Genomic DNA, 16764 nt, shown 5'->3' on the forward strand with positions numbered 1-16764 from the left:
TGTTCGGGGGGAGTAGCGGCTGGTCCGGTTTGGGCGGGGGACTGGCGTCCGGCTTCAGCGGGGGAGTGTCGCTTGCCGTGCTCCGGGCGGAAATACCGACACGTCCCCTCGCGTCTCGATGCCGGGTGCGGGCGTACGGGGGTTGGGCTGCCACCTGCGCCTGCCGCCCCGCCGCCTGTCCGAGTCGCCCGCCCCACGCCTGTCCGCCGAAGCGCTTGGCTGCCCGCCCTGGCGCTGCGGGGTACTCGGGTGGGTGGGCGGGAAAGGCTTGTTCGTTGCGGGGTGGCTTCGGGGGATCCGGTGGGTGGGCAAGGGGGTTTGGGTAGGGCGGGGCGGCTGCTGACAGGGGGTGGGTGGGCTCTGAGAGACTGGGCGGCGATATGACTGAGACCTTGCGTGCCCGCGCCGAGATTGATCTGGCGGCTCTTCGGGCCAATGTGCGCTCCTTGCGTGCCCACGCGCCGGGCGCCGCCTTCATGGCCGTCGTGAAGGCGGACGCGTACGGGCACGGGATGGTGCCCTGCGCCCGTGCCGCCGTGGAGGCGGGAGCCACCTGGGTGGGCACCGCGACCCCCGAGGAGGCGCTCGCGCTGCGGGCCGCCGGGATCGGGGGCAGGGTCATGTGCTGGCTGTGGACCCCCGGCGGGCCCTGGCGCGAGGGCGTCGAGGCCGATCTCGATATGTCGGTCAGTGGTTTGTGGGCCCTGCGTGAGGTGGTGTCCGCCGCGCGGGACGCGGGGCGCACCGCTCGTATTCAGTTGAAGGCCGACACCGGGCTCGGACGCAACGGCTGCATGCCCGCCGACTGGCCGGAACTCGTCTCGCAGGCCCGGCAGGCCGAGGCCGAGGGCCTGGTCCGCGTCACCGGCATCTGGTCGCACTTCGCCTGTGCCGATGAGCCGGGGCACCCCTCCATCGCCGCTCAGCTCGTCCTTTTCCGGGAGATGGTCGCGGCTGCCGAGGAGCGCGGTATCCGGCCAGAGGTGCGGCACATCGCCAACTCGCCCGGCACGCTCACGCTTCCGGAGACGCACTTCGATCTCGTACGCCCCGGAATCGCGATGTACGGGATCTCGCCCGTCCCGGATGTCGGCACCCCGGAGGACTTCGGGCTGCGGCCCGTCATGACGCTCAGCGCGTCGCTGGCCCTCGTGAAGCACGCTCCGGGGGGTCACGGCGTCAGTTACGGGCATCAGTACGTCACACCCGGCGATACGACCCTCGGGCTCGTCCCGGTCGGGTACGGGGACGGGATCCCGCGCCACGCGTCAGGCACCGGGCCCGTCCTGGTGGGCGGCAAGCTGCGGAAGGTCGCGGGAAGGGTGGCGATGGACCAGTTCGTGGTCGACCTCGGCGGCGACGAGCCCCCGGTGGGCTCCGAAGCCGTCCTGTTCGGCCCCGGCGACCGGGGGGAGCCGACCGCCGAGGACTGGGCCAGGGCGGCTGGCACCATCGCGTACGAGATCGTCACCCGCATCGGTTCGCGTGTTCCGCGCGTCCATGTGAATGAGCGACCCGACGACTGAGTAGGAGCGGCACGTGAGCGAGACCAGCACGGGGGCGGCCGCGCAAGCGGTGACGGAAGCCGCCGCCGGGGCCGGGAACTGGCGCAGGGCCGGCCTCGCCGGTGCCGCGATAGGCGTCGTCGCCGCGGGCGCAGCCGCCGGTGTCGCCATCGAGCGGCTGACCGTCGGCCGCGGCATGCGCAAGAAGGCGCGGCTCGCACTCGACGCCTCGGGGCCGTACGGATCGCTGCGCGGCACGCCGGGCCAGGCGTACGCCGACGACGGCACGCAGCTCTCGTACGAGGTCGACGAGGTCGAGCAGGACACCGCGCAGGCACCGCGCCGCCGCAGGCTCTTCGGCCGCAAGGCACCCGCTCCCGTCACCGTCGTCTTCAGCCACGGCTACTGCCTGAGCCAGGACTCCTGGCACTTCCAGCGGGCGGCACTGCGCGGCGTCGTGCGCTGCGTGTACTGGGACCAGCGCAGCCACGGCCGCTCGGAGCGCGGCGCCGCGCAGCTGACGGACCGTACGCCGGTCTCCATCGACCAGCTGGGGCGCGACCTGAAGGCCGTCATCGACGCGGCGGCCCCCGAGGGGCCGATCGTCCTGGTCGGGCACTCCATGGGCGGCATGACGACGATGGCCCTCGCCGACCACTTCCCGGAGCTGATCCGTGAGCGCGTCGTCGGCGTAGCTCTTGTGGGTACGTCGTCCGGGCGTCTCGGCGAGGTCAACTTCGGGCTGCCGATCGCGGGGATGAACGCCGTCCGGCGTGTGCTTCCGGGTGTGCTCAAGGCGCTCGGCTCGCAGGCCGATCTCGTGGAGAAGGGGCGGCGGGCCACCGCGGACCTCTTCGCCGGGATCATCAAGCGCTACTCGTTCTCCTCGAAGGACGTGGATCCGGCCATCTCGCGCTTCGCCGAACGCATGATCGAGTCGACGCCCATCGACGTGGTCGCGGAGTTCTACCCGGCGTTCGCCGAGCACGACAAGACCAAGGCCCTGAAGCACTTCGCCGGGATGCCGGTGCTCGTACTCGCCGGGGACAAAGACCTGGTGACGCCGAGCGAGCACAGCGAGGTCATCGCCGATCTGCTGCCGGACGCCGAACTCGTGCTCGTACCGGACGCGGGGCACCTGGTCATGCTGGAGCACCCCGAAGTCGTCACGGACCGCCTCGCGGACCTCCTCGGGCGGGCGGGAGCGGTGCCGGAGGCGGCCGGGGCACGGACGTCCAGCGGCTAACGTGGGTGGGCATGGAAGCACCGCACAACCCGGCCCCCGTGAACTCCCTCGACCTCACCGTCACCTCGCCCGAACAGATGGGTGATCTGGGTCGCCGCCTGGCCAAGCTGCTGCGCCCCGGTGACCTCGTGATGCTCACCGGCGAGCTCGGCGCGGGCAAGACGACCCTGACCCGCGGCCTGGGCGAGGGCCTCGGCGTCCGGGGCGCCGTCACGTCCCCGACCTTCGTCATCGCCCGCGTCCACCCCTCCCTGTCCGACGGACCGCCCCTGGTGCACGTGGACGCGTACCGCCTGGGCGGCGGGCTCGACGAGATGGAGGACCTCGACCTGGACGTCTCGCTGCCCGAGTCGGTGATCGTCGTGGAGTGGGGCGACGGCAAGGTCGAGGACCTCTCGGACGAGCGGCTGCACGTCGTGATCGACCGGGCCGTCGGCGACACGACGGACGAGGTGCGCGAAGTGACGCTGACCGGCGTCGGGGAGCGGTGGACGCAGGCCGATCTCACGCTGCTCTCGGCCTGAATCCCCTCTCCTGGCCCGATCCCTCGTCTTTTCGCCCGAACATTCCGACAAGGCGTCGGCAAGATGTTGCGCGGCGCGCGTCCGGCATGGTCACATGGATGCCAGTACTGGTTAGGTCTACCTAACCACGTCTGCCCCCGGAGCCCAGGAGGCATCCATGTCGGCTGCAGAACGTGACGTAAAGCCCCGGCCGCACGGGCTGTCGGGGCCAGTGGGGTCAGCGGGGCCGGCGGGGATTTCCATGCGCGATCTGCTGGCGTCCTGCGCCGCCGCGAGCGAGGTCTCGACACCGCCGCGTGATCCCGCGCCCGCGGGAAACCGTCCCGCGGACCGACGGCCTACGGAACGACGACGACCTTCTTGCTGATCGTCGCGAACTCCCACATCGCGTTGCCGTCCTTGCGCGACTCGCGGATGCCGCCGGTCTTCTTCGACGGGTCCGGCTTCGGCGTCGAGCCGTCCGTGGCGGCGCTGAAGCCGATCGCGATGCCGTCGACGTTCGCGAAGCGCACGACGTGCTCGATCGCGACGCCGTCCGTTCCGGTGACAGTGCCCGAGCGCGAGGTGACGGCGTACGTACCGGGGGCCGGGTCCACCGTGCTCGGCGTGACCTTGAAGGTGCGCTGCGCCTTGCCCGCGGCGCCGACCAGCCAGACGCGGTCCTCGCCCACGGAGTAGACGACCCGCTCGCCCGTACCGGACTGCGCCGGGACCGTCGTCGGGTCGGCCTTGTCCTTGGGGGAACGCGAGGCCGACGCGGAGGGGGACTTGTCTGGCTTCTTGCCCAGGTCGTCCGGCGCGCTCGCCGACGCCTGGTAGGCGAGGAAGCCGACCGCGGCGATGGCGGCGGCGGTGAGCCCGGCCACGAATCCCGAGCTGCTCCTGGACAACTGCGCCACCCTCTTCGTACTCCGTACGGCTATGGGGTGACGTTAGCAGCAGGTGTGCGGCATCCCCGGTCGGCCGTGCGCCGGGCGCCGGAGCCGTAGGCTATTCGCGTGCTCTTGCTCGCTCTGGATACCGCCACCCCCGCCGTCACCGTCGCGCTGCACGACGGCTCCTCCGTCGTCGCAGCCTCCAGCCAGGTGGACGCCCGCCGTCACGGCGAGCTGCTCCTGCCCGCCGTCGACCGGGTACTCGCCGAGGCAGGGCTGAGACTCGACGCCGTGACCGGCATCGTCGTCGGCGTGGGCCCCGGCCCCTACACCGGTCTGCGCGTCGGTCTGATGACCGCCGACACCTTCGGGCTCGCGCTCGGCGTGCCCGTGCACGGGATCTGCACGCTCGACGGCCTGGCGCACGAGTCCGGCATCGAGAGCGGCCCCTTCGTCGTCGCCACGGACGCGCGCCGCAAGGAGGTCTACTGGGCGCGGTACGCCGACCCGCGCACCCGCCTCACCGAGGCCGCCGTGGACCGCCCCGCCGACATCGCCGACGAGGTGGCGGGCCTGCCCGCCGTCGGCGCGGGCGCGGTGCTCTACCCCGAGACCTTCCCGGACGCCCGCGCCCCCGAGAACGTGTCGGCGGCCTCGCTCGCGTCCCTCGCCGCCGGGAAGCTCGCCGCCGGGGAGGAGCTGCTGCCCCCCAGGCCGCTGTACCTGCGCCGGCCCGACGCGCAGGTGCCCAAGAACTACAAGGTGGTCACCCCCAAGTGACATCCGTGACGACAGCGGTCCTGCGCGAGATGCGCTGGTGGGACATCGAACCGGTCTTCGTCCTGGAGAAGGAGCTCTTCCCGGACGACGCGTGGTCGCGCGGCATGTTCTGGTCCGAGCTCTCCCACGCGCGCGGGCCGCAGGCCACCCGCCGCTATGTGGTGGCCATGGACGGGGACCGCCTCGTCGGGTACGCGGGGCTCGCGTCGGGCGGCGACCAAGCCGACGTACAGACCATCGCGGTGGCCCCGAGCCACTGGGGCACGGGGCTGGGCTCCGCGCTCCTGGCCGACCTGCTGAGCGCGGCGACCGCCTTCGAGTGCGCCGAGGTCATGCTCGAGGTGCGGGTCGACAACACCTGGGCACAGAAGCTGTACGAGCGCTTCGGCTTCGAGCCCATCGGCTTCAGGCGCGGCTACTACCAGCCGGGCAACGTGGACGCCCTGGTGATGCGTCTGACCGATCCATCGACATCCGTACAAGGAACCGACACCCATGGCTGACTCGCGCGACCAACCTCTCGTCCTCGGCATCGAGACCTCCTGCGACGAGACCGGCGTCGGCATCGTCCACGGCACCACCCTGCTCGCCGACGCCATCGCCTCCAGCGTCGACGAGCACGCCCGCTTCGGCGGCGTCGTCCCCGAGGTCGCCTCGCGCGCGCATCTGGAGGCGATGGTGCCGACCATCGACCGCGCCCTGAAGGAAGCGGGCGTCACGGCGAAGGACCTGGACGGCATCGCGGTGACCGCGGGCCCCGGTCTCGCGGGCGCGCTGCTCGTGGGCGTCTCGGCGGCCAAGGCGCTCGCGTACGCCTACGGAAAGCCCCTCTACGGCGTGAACCACCTGGCCTCGCACATCTGCGTCGACCAGCTGGAGCACGGCACGCTGCCCGAGCCGACGATGGCGCTCCTCGTCTCCGGCGGCCACTCCTCGCTGCTGCTCTCCGCCGACATCACCTCGGACGTGCGGCCCCTGGGTGCGACCATCGACGACGCGGCGGGCGAGGCCTTCGACAAGATCGCGCGAGTCCTGAACCTCGGCTTCCCCGGCGGTCCCGTCATCGACCGGTACGCGAAGGAGGGCGACCCGAACGCGATCGCCTTCCCGCGCGGCCTCACCGGGCCCCGCGACCCGGCGTACGACTTCTCCTTCTCCGGCCTGAAGACGTCCGTCGCGCGCTGGATCGAGGCGAAGCGGGCCGCGGGCGAGGAGGTGCCCGTCCGTGATGTGTCGGCGTCCTTCCAGGAGGCGGTCGTCGACGTCCTGACCCGCAAGGCCGTGCGGGCCTGCAAGGACGAGGGCGTGGACCATCTGATGATCGGCGGCGGCGTGGCCGCCAACACGCGGCTGCGCGCCCTTGCGCAGGAGCGGTGCGACGCGGCCGGGATCCGGCTGCGGGTGCCGCGGCCGAAGCTGTGCACGGACAACGGCGCGATGGTGGCGGCGCTCGGCGCGGAGATGGTGGCGCGTAACCGCTCGGCGTCCGACTGGGACCTGTCGGCGGACTCCTCGCTCCCGGTGACGGAGCCGCACGTCCCCGGCCACTCCCACGCCCACGACCACGATCACGTCCACGAGGTCAGCAAGGAGAACCTGTACTCGTGACCGTCGCGCTGATGTGGGAGGCCCGCGCCGCCGAAGGGCGGGGCGGGGACCTGCTCGCCTGGGCCCGCGCGCAGATCCTGGACGGCGAGCCCGTCCGGCGGGAGAGCTTCCGCGCCCCGCAGGACCGGGTACTCGTCCTGACCTGGTGGGACGCCCCTTACGACGCCGAACTGCCCGAACTCCCGGAGCCCGCACCGGATTTGGTGACGCGGGCGGTACACCGGTGGCGCTTCGAGTCGCTCGGCACGGACTGACGCGGGGGCGGGGGTACGTCAGTCGCGTTCCCCGGCCCGCAGGAGTCCGTCGATGACCGCGCCCAGCTGCACGGACATGTCGAAGTCCGCCGTCAGTTCCAGCCAGTGCCCCGCGAGCGCGGTCATGTGGGGCAGCTCCTCGGCGTCCGCCTCGTCGAGCAGGTCGGGGAAGTGGCGCTTGCGGTCCGGTTCCTCGGCGCGGCGTGCCATCGCCTGACGGAAGACCAGATCGCCGTAGACGCAGTGCCAGATCGTGCGGTACGCGGCGACCGCCTGTGCCGGGGCGAGGCCGCGGGCCAGGCAGCAGTCGATGATCTCCTCGACCATCCACAGGGCGCCCTTGTCGGTGAGGTCGCCGAGGCTGAGCACCTCGACCACCCAGGGCATCCGCGCCAGCGTGCCGTGCATGTGTACGGAGACCGCGAGCATCCGGTCGCGCGGATCGTCGGGGAGCTCGGGGCGCGGGACCGAGTCCGCGGTCCCTGCCAGGGTGAGCATCAGGAGCTCGTCCTTGTCGCGTACGTGGTGGTAGAGCGCCATCGGGGTCGTGCCGACCTCCTTGGCGACCCGGCGCATGCTCAGGGCGGCCACGCCCTCCTCCTGGAGGATGCGGCGCGCGATGCCGACGATCGTGTCGAGGTCGATGCGGCTGGGGCGGCCGCGTTTCCTCTTCTTCTCCGCGGCCGGCTCCGGCGCTTCCTGCGCTTCCGCCGCTTTCGGCGCTGTTTTCTCCGCTGCCGCTTTCTCTGCTTCCACGTGGCTCATTGTCGCGCCCGCGAGGGGCGGGCGGAGGACGCGAGCATGCACCGGGACGCACTCCGCTGCATTTTCTATACGCGTATAGTAATATCTGTGGGCATGGTGAATCCCGTCGACTCGAAACCCTCGGGGACCCGTTGGCTGCTGCCGGTGCTGCTCACCGTGCAGTTCCTGGTCTCCCTCGACATGTCCGTCGTGAACATCGCGCTGCCCGACATCGGGGACGACCTCGGCTTCGGGGCCGATTCGCTGCTCTGGGTCGTCAACGCCTACGCACTCGCCTTCGGCGGACTCCTCATGCTGGGCGGGCGCCTCGCCGACGTGGTGGGTCGGCGGCGCACCCTGCTCGCCGGGTTCGCGGTCTTCGGCATCGCGAGCCTCGCGGGCGGGCTCGCGCAGACGCCGGGGCAACTCGTCGCGGCGCGGGCCGTGCAGGGCGCGGGGGCGGCGGCGCTCGCCCCCGTCGCGCTCGCGCTGATCACCGTCAACTACGCCGCAGGGCCCGCGCGTTCACGGGCGCTCGGGCTCTGGGGAGCGGCGGGCGCGCTCGGCGGTGCGGTCGGCGTGATGGCGGGCGGGCTGCTCACCGACTGGGCGGGCTGGCGCTCGGTGATGCTGATCAACGTCCCGGTGGTGCTCGCGGTGCTGCTCCTCTCCCGGCGCGGCGTGCCCGCCGACAGGCGCACCGGGCCCGCGCCGCGCCTCGACGTGGTGGGCGCACTCCTCGTCACGGGCGGTATGGCGGTACTCGTCCTCGGCCTCGTCCGCACGGATACCTACGCGTGGGGGTCCGGCACGACGCTCGGCACTCTCGCGGCCGCGGCCGTGCTGCTTGCCGCGTTCGCCGTCGTCGAGTCCCGGCAGCGCCAGCCGCTGCTCCGGCTCGGCCTGCTCGGGAACCGGCCGGTGCTCTCCGCGAACGCGTTCGCGCTGCTGATGTCGTCGGGGCAGTTCGCCGCCTTCTACTTCACCTCGCTCTACTTGCAGGAGGTTCTGTCGTACGGATCGACGCAGGCGGGGGCGGCCTTCCTGCCGTTCTGTGCGGGCGTCGTCGCCGGATCGGTGATCTCGACGCGTAACGCCGGGCGCTTCGGGGAGCGGGCGACGCTGGTGACCGGGGGGCTGCTCGGGGCGGCGGGGTTCGCGTGGTTCGCGCTCACGGTCGGGTCCGACGGCACCTTCCTCGGGTCTGTCCTGGGACCCTCGCTGGTGGCGAGCGTCGGCATCGGCATGTGCTTCGTGCCGCTGGGGACGGCGGCGACCTCCGGTGTGGCGGCCGGGGAGACCGGGATGGCTTCGGGGCTGCTCAACAGCTCGCGGCAGCTGGGGGGTTCGCTGGGGCTCGCGGTCCTGGTGACGGTGGCGTCGGGCGTTACGGGGAGCGCGGGGCCCGCGGGGGACGGCCGGGGGCCCGGCGCGCTCGCGGACGGGTACGCGACCGCCTTCGGGGTCGCCGCGGCGCTGCTCGTGGCGGCAGCGGCGGCCACGGCGGTGCTGCATCCGGCGCGTACACCTTCGCGACCTGCGGAAACGTCCGCGGAGGAGTCCGACGCAGCCGCATCTGAAAAAAGTCCGGAGAATCTCGCAGACGATGTCGATCCGCGCCCCTACCGTTCGACGCAGAGGTGAGAGGCGGGGAAAAGCCCCGCCCGTCGCCCGGCCCGCAGGGCATGCGACAGCCGAACGGAGACATGACCATGCCGCGCTTTCTGACGATGATCCGCGTCAACGAGAAGAACTCCCCCGAGGGCGGCCCCAGCCCCGAGATGGGCGAGCGCATGGGTGCGCTGCTCGAAGAGATCACCAAGGCGGGGGTCATGCTCGACACCGCGGGCCTCACCCCGAGCGCCCAGACCACGCAGGTGCACTTCGAGGGCGGCAAGCTGTCCGTCACGGACGGCCCGTTCACCGAGGCCAAGGAGGTCGTCGGCGGCTACTCGATCACGCAGTGCAAGGACAAGGCCGAGGCGGTCGAGTGGGCGAGCCGGTTCCTGAAGACCCACGACGAGCACTGGACCGTGACCGCTGAGGTCCGGGAGATCATCGAGGGCTGAGCGGCCGGCGCAGGCCCTTTGCGGTGACGGCGCGGGGGTGCTCTGATGGGTGGCCGTGACGGCCCACTCCTCAGAGCCCCCGCGCCCGGACACCCCCCGCGCCGCCATCGAGACCGTCTTCCGCATCGAGTCGCCGCGCCTCATCGCCGGTGTCGCACGGATCGTGCGCGACGTCGGCATCGCGGAGGAACTCGCGCAGGACGCGCTGGTCGCGGCGCTCGAACAGTGGCCGCGCAGCGGCGTCCCCGACAACCCCGGCGCCTGGCTGATGACCACCGCCAAGCGCCGCGCCATCGACCTCGTACGCCGCAGGGAACGCTACGCGCGCAAGCTGGCGGAGATGGGCCGCGACCTGGAGGCCGCCCCGCCCCACGTGGATGAACCCGTCGACCCCGACGACATCGACGACGACCTCCTGCGCCTCGTCTTCACCGCCTGCCACCCGGTCCTCTCCGCCGAGGCCCGCATCGCGCTCACGCTGCGGCTGCTCGGCGGCCTGACGACCACGGAGATCGCCCGCGCGATGCTGGCCCCCGAACCGACGGTGGCCCAGCGCATCGTGCGCGCCAAGCGCACCCTCGCCGCGAAGGGGGTGCCCTTCGAAGTGCCGTACGGCGCCGAACGCGAGGCCCGGCTCGGGTCGGTGCTCGAAGTCATCTACCTCATCTTCAACGAGGGGTACGCGGCCACGGCGGGCGACGACTGGCTGCGGCCGTCCCTGTGCGAGGACGCCCTGCGCCTGGCCCGCGTCCTTGCCGGGCTCATGCCGCAGGAAGCGGAAGTGCACGGCCTCGCGGCGCTCCTCGAACTCCAGGCGTCCCGCGCGGCGGCGCGTACGGGCCCGCAGGGCGAGCTGGTGCTCCTCGCCGACCAGGACCGGCGCCACTGGAACCGGCTCCTGATCCGGCGGGGCTTCGCCGCCCTCGCCCGCGCGCACTCGGCGGCTCCGGGCGCGTCGGGACCGTACGCGCTCCAGGCCGCGATCGCCGCCTGCCACGCGAACGCCGCTTCCTACGAGGAGACGGACTGGCCCCGGATCGTCGCCCTGTACGAACTGCTCGCCGCCCGCGCTCCCTCACCGGTGATCGAGCTGAACCGCGCGGTCGCAGTGTCGATGGCCTCGGGTCCGGCGCAGGCACTGCACCTCGTGGACGCGCTCGCCGGGGAACCGGCCCTGAAGGACTATCACCTGCTGCCGAGCGTGCGGGGCGACCTGCTGCTGCGTCTGGGCCGTGCGGCGGAGGCGCGGGCGGAGTTCGAGCGGGCGGCGGGGCTCACGCGCAATGAGCGGGAGCGGGAGTTGTTGCGGGGACGGGCGGACGAGTGCGGCTAGGCGGCGGCCCTGCGGTGCCTGATTCCGTCCGGGGCCCCGGGGGCTGAACTATCCGACCGGCTGCCCGATCAGCATCGCGGGCGCCCCCGCGACCCGGGTGAGGAAAACCGTCGCGGAGTTCTTGCCCTGCGGCTTCACCTTGCGCCGCAGCTCCTCCGGCTCCACCGCCGACCCCCGCTTCTTCACCGTCAGGATCCCGACCTCACGCTCCCGCAGCAGCGCCTTCAACTTCTTCACGCCGAAGGGCAGTTGATCGGTGATCTCGTACGCCACGGCGTACGGCGTCGCGTGCAGCGCGTCGGAGGTGACGTAGGCGATGGTCTCGTCGATGAGCCCGCCCTCCACCCGCGCGGCCACCTCCGCCACCAGATGCGCACGGATGACGGCACCGTCCGGCTCGTAGAGGTAGCGGCCCACCGCCCGCACCTCCGGGTCCGGCAGCATCGCGTCGAGCGGGGACGACAGCCTGGCGCCCGAGGGCAGCAGCGTCGCGCGGTGCGACGACGGGGCGTCCGTGCCGAACCACAGCACGGCCTCCTTCACGTCACCGCCGTCCGAGATCCACTCCGCGGCGGCCTCCGCGGGCACCGCCTCGTGCGGAATGCCGGGAGCGATCTTCAGCGCCGCGTGCGGGGCCTTGCGGGCGGCGCCGACGGCCCAGGAGAGCGGCGGGGAGTAGGCCTCGGGGTCGAAGATGCGGCCACGGCCGCCGCGCCGCGCCGGGTCCACGAAGACGGCGTCGTACGCGGAGGTGTCGACCTCGGTGACATCGGCCTCGCGCACCTCGATGAGGTCGGCGAGCCCGAGCGCTTCCGCGTTCGCGCGCGCCACCGCGCAGGTCAGCGGGTCACGGTCGACGGCGAGTACGGCGATACCGGCCCGGGCGAGGGCGATCGCGTCGCCGCCGATGCCGCAGCAGAGATCGGCCACGCTGCGCACGCCCAGGGCCTTGAAGCTCTCGGCGCGGTGCACGGCCACGCTGGTGCGTGTCGCCTGCTCGACGCCGTTGGGGGTGAAGAACATCCGCCCCGCGTCATCGGCGCCGAACTTCGCCACCGCGCGCCGCCGCAGCCGCGCCTGCGCGAGCACCGCCGTGACCAGCTCCGCCGGGTGCTCGCGGCGCAGGCGGGTGGCGACGGCGAGCTCCCGTGCCGGATCGGCCTCGCGCACCTCGTCGAGATCGAGCAGCGACCGGCCTTCGGCGGTGAGCAGCGCGGAGAAGGAGGTCAGGGCGGTCGGGGCGCGGTCGAGGTCGTTCACCCGGCCCATTGTGGGCCAGTCGGTGGATGGTGCGCGCCCGGCGGCGGTGTCGGCCCCGCAACAGGGCCGTGAGCTGCAAAGATCCGGCGCCATGCAACTAGTACGACAAAAAGATGAATTCAGGGCAAAACGGGAGAGCCGGGGGCGGGGCTCCGCGCGGCGCAGGCGTCGCGCGGTGAGCCGGGCGCGGACCGGGGCCGCCGTGCTCACCGTCGCCGCGATCGCCTCCGGATGTGCCTCGGGCGCCGACGGCGGAGCGAAGCCCGCACCCGGTCAGCAGCGCCTGGACGCGCCGCCCGCCCGCGCCCTCGACACCTACGCCCAGAAGCTCCGCGTCACCCAGGTCGCGCGCGCCGCCGCCGCGAAACGCTGGGGCCTGGCGAAGACCCCGCTGGCCGCGCCCGAGCCGCCCGCGCAGAAGCCGAAGATCACCACGCGCAAGGGCTTCGAGGTCAAGGGCCAGGAGAACCTGCCGCCCGTCTTCACGACGATCCCCACGAAGAAGAAGGTCGTCTTCCTGACCATGGACGACGGCGCCGAGAAGGACCCGGCGCTGCTCAAGATGATGAGCGAGCTCCAGATCCCGTACACCGCGTTCCTCAGCGACTACCTGGTCAAGGAGGACTACGGCTACTTCAAGAAGATGCAGTCGCGCGGCGTCGAGCTCAACAACCACACGCTGCACCACCGCTACCTGCCGGGGCTCTCGTACGCGGGCCAGCGGCGCGAGATCTGCGGCATGCAGGACATCATCCACCAGCGCTACGGCAAGCGCCCCGAGCTCTTCCGCCCGCCGTACGGCAACTACAACGCGGACACGCTGCGCGCGGCCAAGTCCTGCGGGATCAAGGCCGTGCCGCTGTGGGCGTCCGAGGCCTTCGCCGACCACATGGAGTGGCGCGAATGGGACCGGGACCTGCATCCCGGCGACATCATCCTCACGCACTTCCGGGGGCGCGAGGACTGGAAGGGCACGATGCCCGACATGATCCGCAAGGTCATGAAGACGGTCACCGACAAGGGGTACGCGGTGGCCAGGCTGGAGGACTACCTGTGACGGGGCGGGCGCGGGCGCGGCGGTTCCTTGTCGGAGTACTCGCGACAGGCGTGCTCGCGCCCGCACTGCTCACTGGGTGCGCACAGTCGGTGGACCCGATCGAAAGGCTGGGCAGAAAGGCGGCGGAGAAGGTTCCCAAGCGGAAACCGGAGGCCGACCGCTGCGGGCAGGCGTTCCGCACGGCGGAGCCGGTGGGCACAGCCACCCCGCCTGCCGGGCCACCGGAAACAGGGCAGAGCCCGGACGCCGGAAAGGAACCCCCGCCCCCCGGAAAGCGTTGCCCGGAAGGGCGGCGGGGCGTCCCCGCGCCGCCGCGGAGCACCCCAGTCGGTTAAGACCCACGTCAGTGAATTAGCAGTCCGCTTGACCGAGTGCTAATCGCCGTCCTAGTCTCACCCTTGGCACTCACCACTGGAGAGTGCCAACAGCGACGGGCAGGTCCGGCACCCGCGACGACGGATCCACCTGGTCGCCACCCCAGACTGTTAACCCCGTAGATCTCCGAAGGGGGAGACCGGATCGTGACGACCGCCAGCTCCAAGGTTGCCATCAAGCCGCTCGAGGACCGCATTGTGGTCCAGCCGCTCGACGCCGAGCAGACCACGGCCTCTGGCCTGGTCATTCCGGACACCGCGAAGGAGAAGCCCCAGGAGGGTGCTGTCCTCGCCGTGGGCCCGGGCCGCTTCGAGAACGGCGAGCGCCTGCCGCTCGACGTGAAGGTCGGCGATGTCGTGCTGTACAGCAAGTACGGCGGCACCGAGGTGAAGTACAACGGCGACGAGTACCTCGTCCTCTCGGCTCGCGACGTGCTCGCGATCGTCGAGAAGTAATTCACCTGCTTCACCAGCAGATTTGCTTTTGAGCTGCGCCCCTGGTCACCCCGCTGATTGCCGGGCGGCGAGGGGCGCAGTTCGTTCACCCGAGTTTTCGAGAGGGCTGAATCGCTCCCATGGCGAAGATCCTGAAGTTCGACGAGGACGCCCGTCGCGCCCTTGAGCGCGGCGTCAACAAGCTTGCCGACACGGTGAAGGTGACGATCGGCCCCCGCGGCCGCAACGTCGTCATCGACAAGAAGTTCGGCGCCCCGACCATCACCAACGACGGCGTCACCATCGCCCGTGAGGTCGAGGTCGAGGACCCGTACGAGAACCTCGGCGCCCAGCTCGTCAAGGAGGTGGCGACCAAGACCAACGACATCGCGGGTGACGGCACCACCACCGCGACCGTGCTCGCCCAGGCCCTGGTCAAGGAAGGCCTGCGCAACGTAGCCGCCGGCGCCTCCCCGGCCGCCCTGAAGAAGGGCATCGACGCCGCCGTCAAGGCCGTCTCCGAGGAGCTCCTCGCGACCGCGCGCCCGATCGACGACAAGGCCGACATCGCGGCCGTCGCCGGTCTGTCCGCCCAGGACCCGCAGGTCGGCGAGCTCATCGCCGAGGCGATGGACAAGGTCGGCAAGGACGGTGTCATCACCGTCGAGGAGTCCAACACCTTCGGGCTCGAGCTGGACTTCACCGAGGGCATGGCCTTCGACAAGGGCTACCTGTCGCCGTACTTCGTGACGGACCAGGAGCGCATGGAGGCGGTGCTCGAGGACCCGTACATCCTCATCCACCAGGGCAAGATCTCCTCGATCCAGGACCTGCTCCCGCTGCTCGAGAAGGTCATCCAGGCCAACGCCTCGAAGCCGCTCCTGATCATCGCCGAGGACGTCGAGGGCGAGGCCCTGTCGACCCTGGTCGTGAACAAGATCCGCGGCACCTTCAACGCCGTCGCGGTGAAGGCCCCCGGCTTCGGCGACCGCCGCAAGGCCATGCTCGGTGACCTCGCCACCCTCACCGGCGGCACCGTCATCGCCGAAGAGGTCGGCCTCAAGCTCGACCAGGTCGGTCTCGACGTGCTCGGCACCGCGCGCCGCGTGACCATCACCAAGGACGACACCACGGTCGTCGACGGCGGCGGCAACGCCTCCGAGGTCGAGGGTCGCGTCAACCAGATCAAGGCCGAGATCGAGGCCACGGACTCCGACTGGGACCGCGAGAAGCTCCAGGAGCGCCTCGCGAAGCTGGCCGGCGGCGTCTGCGTGATCAAGGTCGGCGCCGCCACCGAGGTGGAGCTCAAGGAGAAGAAGCACCGTCTGGAGGACGCCATCTCCGCGACCCGCGCCGCGGTCGAGGAGGGCATCGTCTCCGGTGGTGGCTCCGCTCTGGTGCACGCCGCCAAGGTGCTCGGCGACTCGCTCGGCAAGGAGGGCGACGAGGCCACCGGTGTCGCCGTCGTCCGCCGCGCCGCCGTCGAGCCGCTGCGCTGGATCGCCGAGAACGCCGGCCTCGAGGGCTACGTCATCACCTCGAAGGTCGCCGAGCTCGACAAGGGCTTCGGCTTCAACGCCGCCACCGGCGAGTACGGCGACCTGGTCAAGGCCGGCGTCATCGACCCGGTCAAGGTCACGCGCTCCGCGCTGGAGAACGCCGCGTCGATCGCCTCCCTGCTGCTCACGACCGAGACCCTGGTCGTCGAGAAGCCGGCCGAGGAGGAGGCCGAGGCCGCGGGCCACGGCCACGGTCACTCGCACTGACCTGAGTTTGTGACTGAGGCCCGGCTCCCCACGGGGGAGCCGGGCCTCAGCGTGTTCGGGAGCGCCCCGAAGGGGCGCGGGGAACTGCGCGAGGACGGACCACCACCCGCAGTCGGCGACTGACGGGTTCCGGCAGACGCGATCCCGCCCTCCAGGGTTACTGCGGGCCGTACTTCCTGCCCGTCCGTGACGTGACCCCGCTCAGCAGCGCCCTCGGCGTCACCTTCACCACGCCCATCAGTGCCTTGTACTTCGGGTCCGGGATGGAGAGGGTCCTGCCCCGCGCCAAGTCGGAAAGCGCCGCAGCGACCAGCTTGTCCGCGTCCAGCCACATCCACTTGGGGATGTTGGACGTCCCCATCCCGGCACGCTCGTGGAACTCGGTCCGTACGAATCCGGGGCACAGGGCCATCAGCCGCACCCCGGATCCCGCCAGGTCCTTCGCCGCGCCCTGCGTGAACTGCACGACCCACGCCTTCGAAGCGCCGTACGTCCCGCGCGGTACGAACGCCGCCACCGACGCGACGTTGACGACGCCCCCGCGGCCCCGCTCCCGCATCGACTCCGTCGCCGCCGACGTGAGGCGGAGCACCGCCTCGCAGTGCACCTTGAGCATCGTCAGCTCATCCTCGATCGGCACTTCCAGGTACTGGCCCTTGTTGCCGAACCCGGCGTTGTTCACCAGGAGATCGACCGGGTTCCTGGGGTCAGCGAGCCGCTTCTCGACGGTGGTGATCCCGTCGTCCGTCGCGAGGTCCGCGGTCAGGACCTCCGCCTCGATGCCGTGCCGGTCGTGCAGTTCGGTCGCCTGTTCCCGCAGCCGCTCGGTGTTCCGTGCCACAAGGACCAGGTTGTGGCCGTCACCGGCGAGCCGCCGGGCGAAGGCCGAGCCGATACCGGCGGTCGATCCCGTAATCAGAGCCGTAGTCATGGA

At 71.5% G+C, this 16764-nt stretch carries 17 protein-coding genes; 13 read left to right on the forward strand and 4 right to left on the reverse strand.

What is annotated here, in order from left to right:
• The first annotated feature begins 380 nt into the window (after positions 1 to 380).
• From alr to tsaE, 3 genes are read left to right on the forward strand one after another with little or no spacing between them, the layout of a single operon-like run.
• Positions 381 to 1526 (forward strand): alanine racemase, encoded by a 1146-nt coding sequence (gene alr, locus ACQKIP_RS03285; protein WP_365862704.1) that lies wholly within the window; start codon positions 381 to 383, stop codon positions 1524 to 1526.
• Positions 1527 to 1539: 13 nt separating this feature from the next.
• Positions 1540 to 2751 (forward strand): alpha/beta fold hydrolase, encoded by a 1212-nt coding sequence (locus ACQKIP_RS03290; RefSeq protein ID WP_365862702.1) that lies wholly within the window; start codon positions 1540 to 1542, stop codon positions 2749 to 2751.
• A gap of 11 nt (positions 2752 to 2762) precedes the next feature.
• Positions 2763 to 3275: a tRNA (adenosine(37)-N6)-threonylcarbamoyltransferase complex ATPase subunit type 1 TsaE gene (tsaE, locus tag ACQKIP_RS03295; protein ID WP_361182302.1), complete on the forward strand. Its 513-nt coding sequence runs from the start codon at positions 2763 to 2765 to the stop codon at positions 3273 to 3275.
• A gap of 338 nt (positions 3276 to 3613) precedes the next feature.
• On the opposite strand, the gene ACQKIP_RS03300 is transcribed toward tsaE, so the two are convergent.
• Positions 3614 to 4165 carry a hypothetical protein gene (locus tag ACQKIP_RS03300; RefSeq protein ID WP_361182300.1) on the reverse strand — a complete coding sequence of 184 codons (552 nt, stop codon included), beginning with the start codon at positions 4163 to 4165 and terminating at the stop codon, positions 3614 to 3616.
• A gap of 108 nt (positions 4166 to 4273) precedes the next feature.
• Here ACQKIP_RS03300 and tsaB point away from each other — a divergent pair, with 108 nt between their 5' ends.
• Genes tsaB through ACQKIP_RS03320 form a run of 4 tightly spaced genes read left to right on the forward strand, consistent with a single transcriptional unit; the run spans position 4274 to position 6792 of the window.
• A complete protein-coding gene (gene tsaB / locus ACQKIP_RS03305) occupies positions 4274 to 4930 on the forward strand; it encodes a tRNA (adenosine(37)-N6)-threonylcarbamoyltransferase complex dimerization subunit type 1 TsaB (protein WP_365862697.1) in 657 nt (218 codons plus the stop codon).
• 29 nt (positions 4931 to 4959) lie between these two features.
• The gene (gene rimI / locus ACQKIP_RS03310; RefSeq protein WP_365862836.1) at positions 4960 to 5433 is read left to right on the forward strand and encodes a ribosomal protein S18-alanine N-acetyltransferase; all 474 of its coding nucleotides are present in this window, start codon (positions 4960 to 4962) and stop codon (positions 5431 to 5433) included.
• Positions 5426 to 6538 carry a tRNA (adenosine(37)-N6)-threonylcarbamoyltransferase complex transferase subunit TsaD gene (tsaD, locus tag ACQKIP_RS03315; RefSeq protein WP_365862695.1) on the forward strand — a complete coding sequence of 371 codons (1113 nt, stop codon included), beginning with the start codon at positions 5426 to 5428 and terminating at the stop codon, positions 6536 to 6538. The genes rimI and tsaD overlap by 8 nt, the downstream gene beginning before the upstream one ends.
• On the forward strand, positions 6535 to 6792 hold the full coding sequence (locus tag ACQKIP_RS03320) for a hypothetical protein (protein ID WP_365862693.1): 258 nt from the start codon (positions 6535 to 6537) through the stop codon (positions 6790 to 6792). The genes tsaD and ACQKIP_RS03320 overlap by 4 nt, the downstream gene beginning before the upstream one ends.
• Positions 6793 to 6810: 18 nt before the next feature.
• Here the strand turns inward: ACQKIP_RS03320 and ACQKIP_RS03325 are convergent, their stop codons facing one another.
• The gene (locus tag ACQKIP_RS03325) at positions 6811 to 7548 is read right to left on the reverse strand and encodes a TetR/AcrR family transcriptional regulator (RefSeq protein WP_365862691.1); all 738 of its coding nucleotides are present in this window, start codon (positions 7546 to 7548) and stop codon (positions 6811 to 6813) included.
• A 102-nt stretch (positions 7549 to 7650) separates the two neighbouring features.
• Here ACQKIP_RS03325 and ACQKIP_RS03330 point away from each other — a divergent pair, with 102 nt between their 5' ends.
• The 3 genes from ACQKIP_RS03330 to ACQKIP_RS03340 all read left to right on the forward strand — a co-directional run bounded on the left by ACQKIP_RS03330 (position 7651) and on the right by ACQKIP_RS03340 (position 10938).
• Positions 7651 to 9180 (forward strand): MFS transporter, encoded by a 1530-nt coding sequence (locus ACQKIP_RS03330; protein ID WP_365862689.1) that lies wholly within the window; start codon positions 7651 to 7653, stop codon positions 9178 to 9180.
• 68 nt (positions 9181 to 9248) lie between these two features.
• Positions 9249 to 9605: a YciI family protein gene (locus ACQKIP_RS03335; protein ID WP_361389630.1), complete on the forward strand. Its 357-nt coding sequence runs from the start codon at positions 9249 to 9251 to the stop codon at positions 9603 to 9605.
• A 49-nt stretch (positions 9606 to 9654) separates the two neighbouring features.
• Positions 9655 to 10938 (forward strand): RNA polymerase sigma factor, encoded by a 1284-nt coding sequence (locus tag ACQKIP_RS03340; RefSeq protein WP_427742036.1) that lies wholly within the window; start codon positions 9655 to 9657, stop codon positions 10936 to 10938.
• A gap of 48 nt (positions 10939 to 10986) precedes the next feature.
• Here ACQKIP_RS03340 and ACQKIP_RS03345 read toward each other — a convergent pair whose 3' ends face one another.
• Positions 10987 to 12207 carry a THUMP-like domain-containing protein gene (locus ACQKIP_RS03345; protein ID WP_365862685.1) on the reverse strand — a complete coding sequence of 407 codons (1221 nt, stop codon included), beginning with the start codon at positions 12205 to 12207 and terminating at the stop codon, positions 10987 to 10989.
• Between the two features lie 82 nt (positions 12208 to 12289).
• Here ACQKIP_RS03345 and ACQKIP_RS03350 point away from each other — a divergent pair, with 82 nt between their 5' ends.
• From ACQKIP_RS03350 to groL, 3 genes are all read left to right on the forward strand, one after another.
• Entirely contained in the window at positions 12290 to 13255 is a 966-nt protein-coding gene (locus tag ACQKIP_RS03350; RefSeq protein WP_365862683.1) for a polysaccharide deacetylase family protein, read from the forward strand.
• A gap of 521 nt (positions 13256 to 13776) precedes the next feature.
• A complete protein-coding gene (gene groES, locus ACQKIP_RS03355) occupies positions 13777 to 14085 on the forward strand; it encodes a co-chaperone GroES (protein WP_006347174.1) in 309 nt (102 codons plus the stop codon).
• A 119-nt stretch (positions 14086 to 14204) separates the two neighbouring features.
• Positions 14205 to 15830 (forward strand): chaperonin GroEL, encoded by a 1626-nt coding sequence (groL, locus tag ACQKIP_RS03360; RefSeq protein WP_365862681.1) that lies wholly within the window; start codon positions 14205 to 14207, stop codon positions 15828 to 15830.
• 157 nt (positions 15831 to 15987) lie between these two features.
• On the opposite strand, the gene ACQKIP_RS03365 is transcribed toward groL, so the two are convergent.
• Positions 15988 to 16761: an SDR family NAD(P)-dependent oxidoreductase gene (locus ACQKIP_RS03365; RefSeq protein WP_365862679.1), complete on the reverse strand. Its 774-nt coding sequence runs from the start codon at positions 16759 to 16761 to the stop codon at positions 15988 to 15990.
• Positions 16762 to 16764: the final 3 nt, after the last annotated feature.

This window comes from Streptomyces sp. NPDC059900 (assembly GCF_050270335.1).
Lineage (GTDB): Bacteria > Actinomycetota > Actinomycetes > Streptomycetales > Streptomycetaceae > Streptomyces.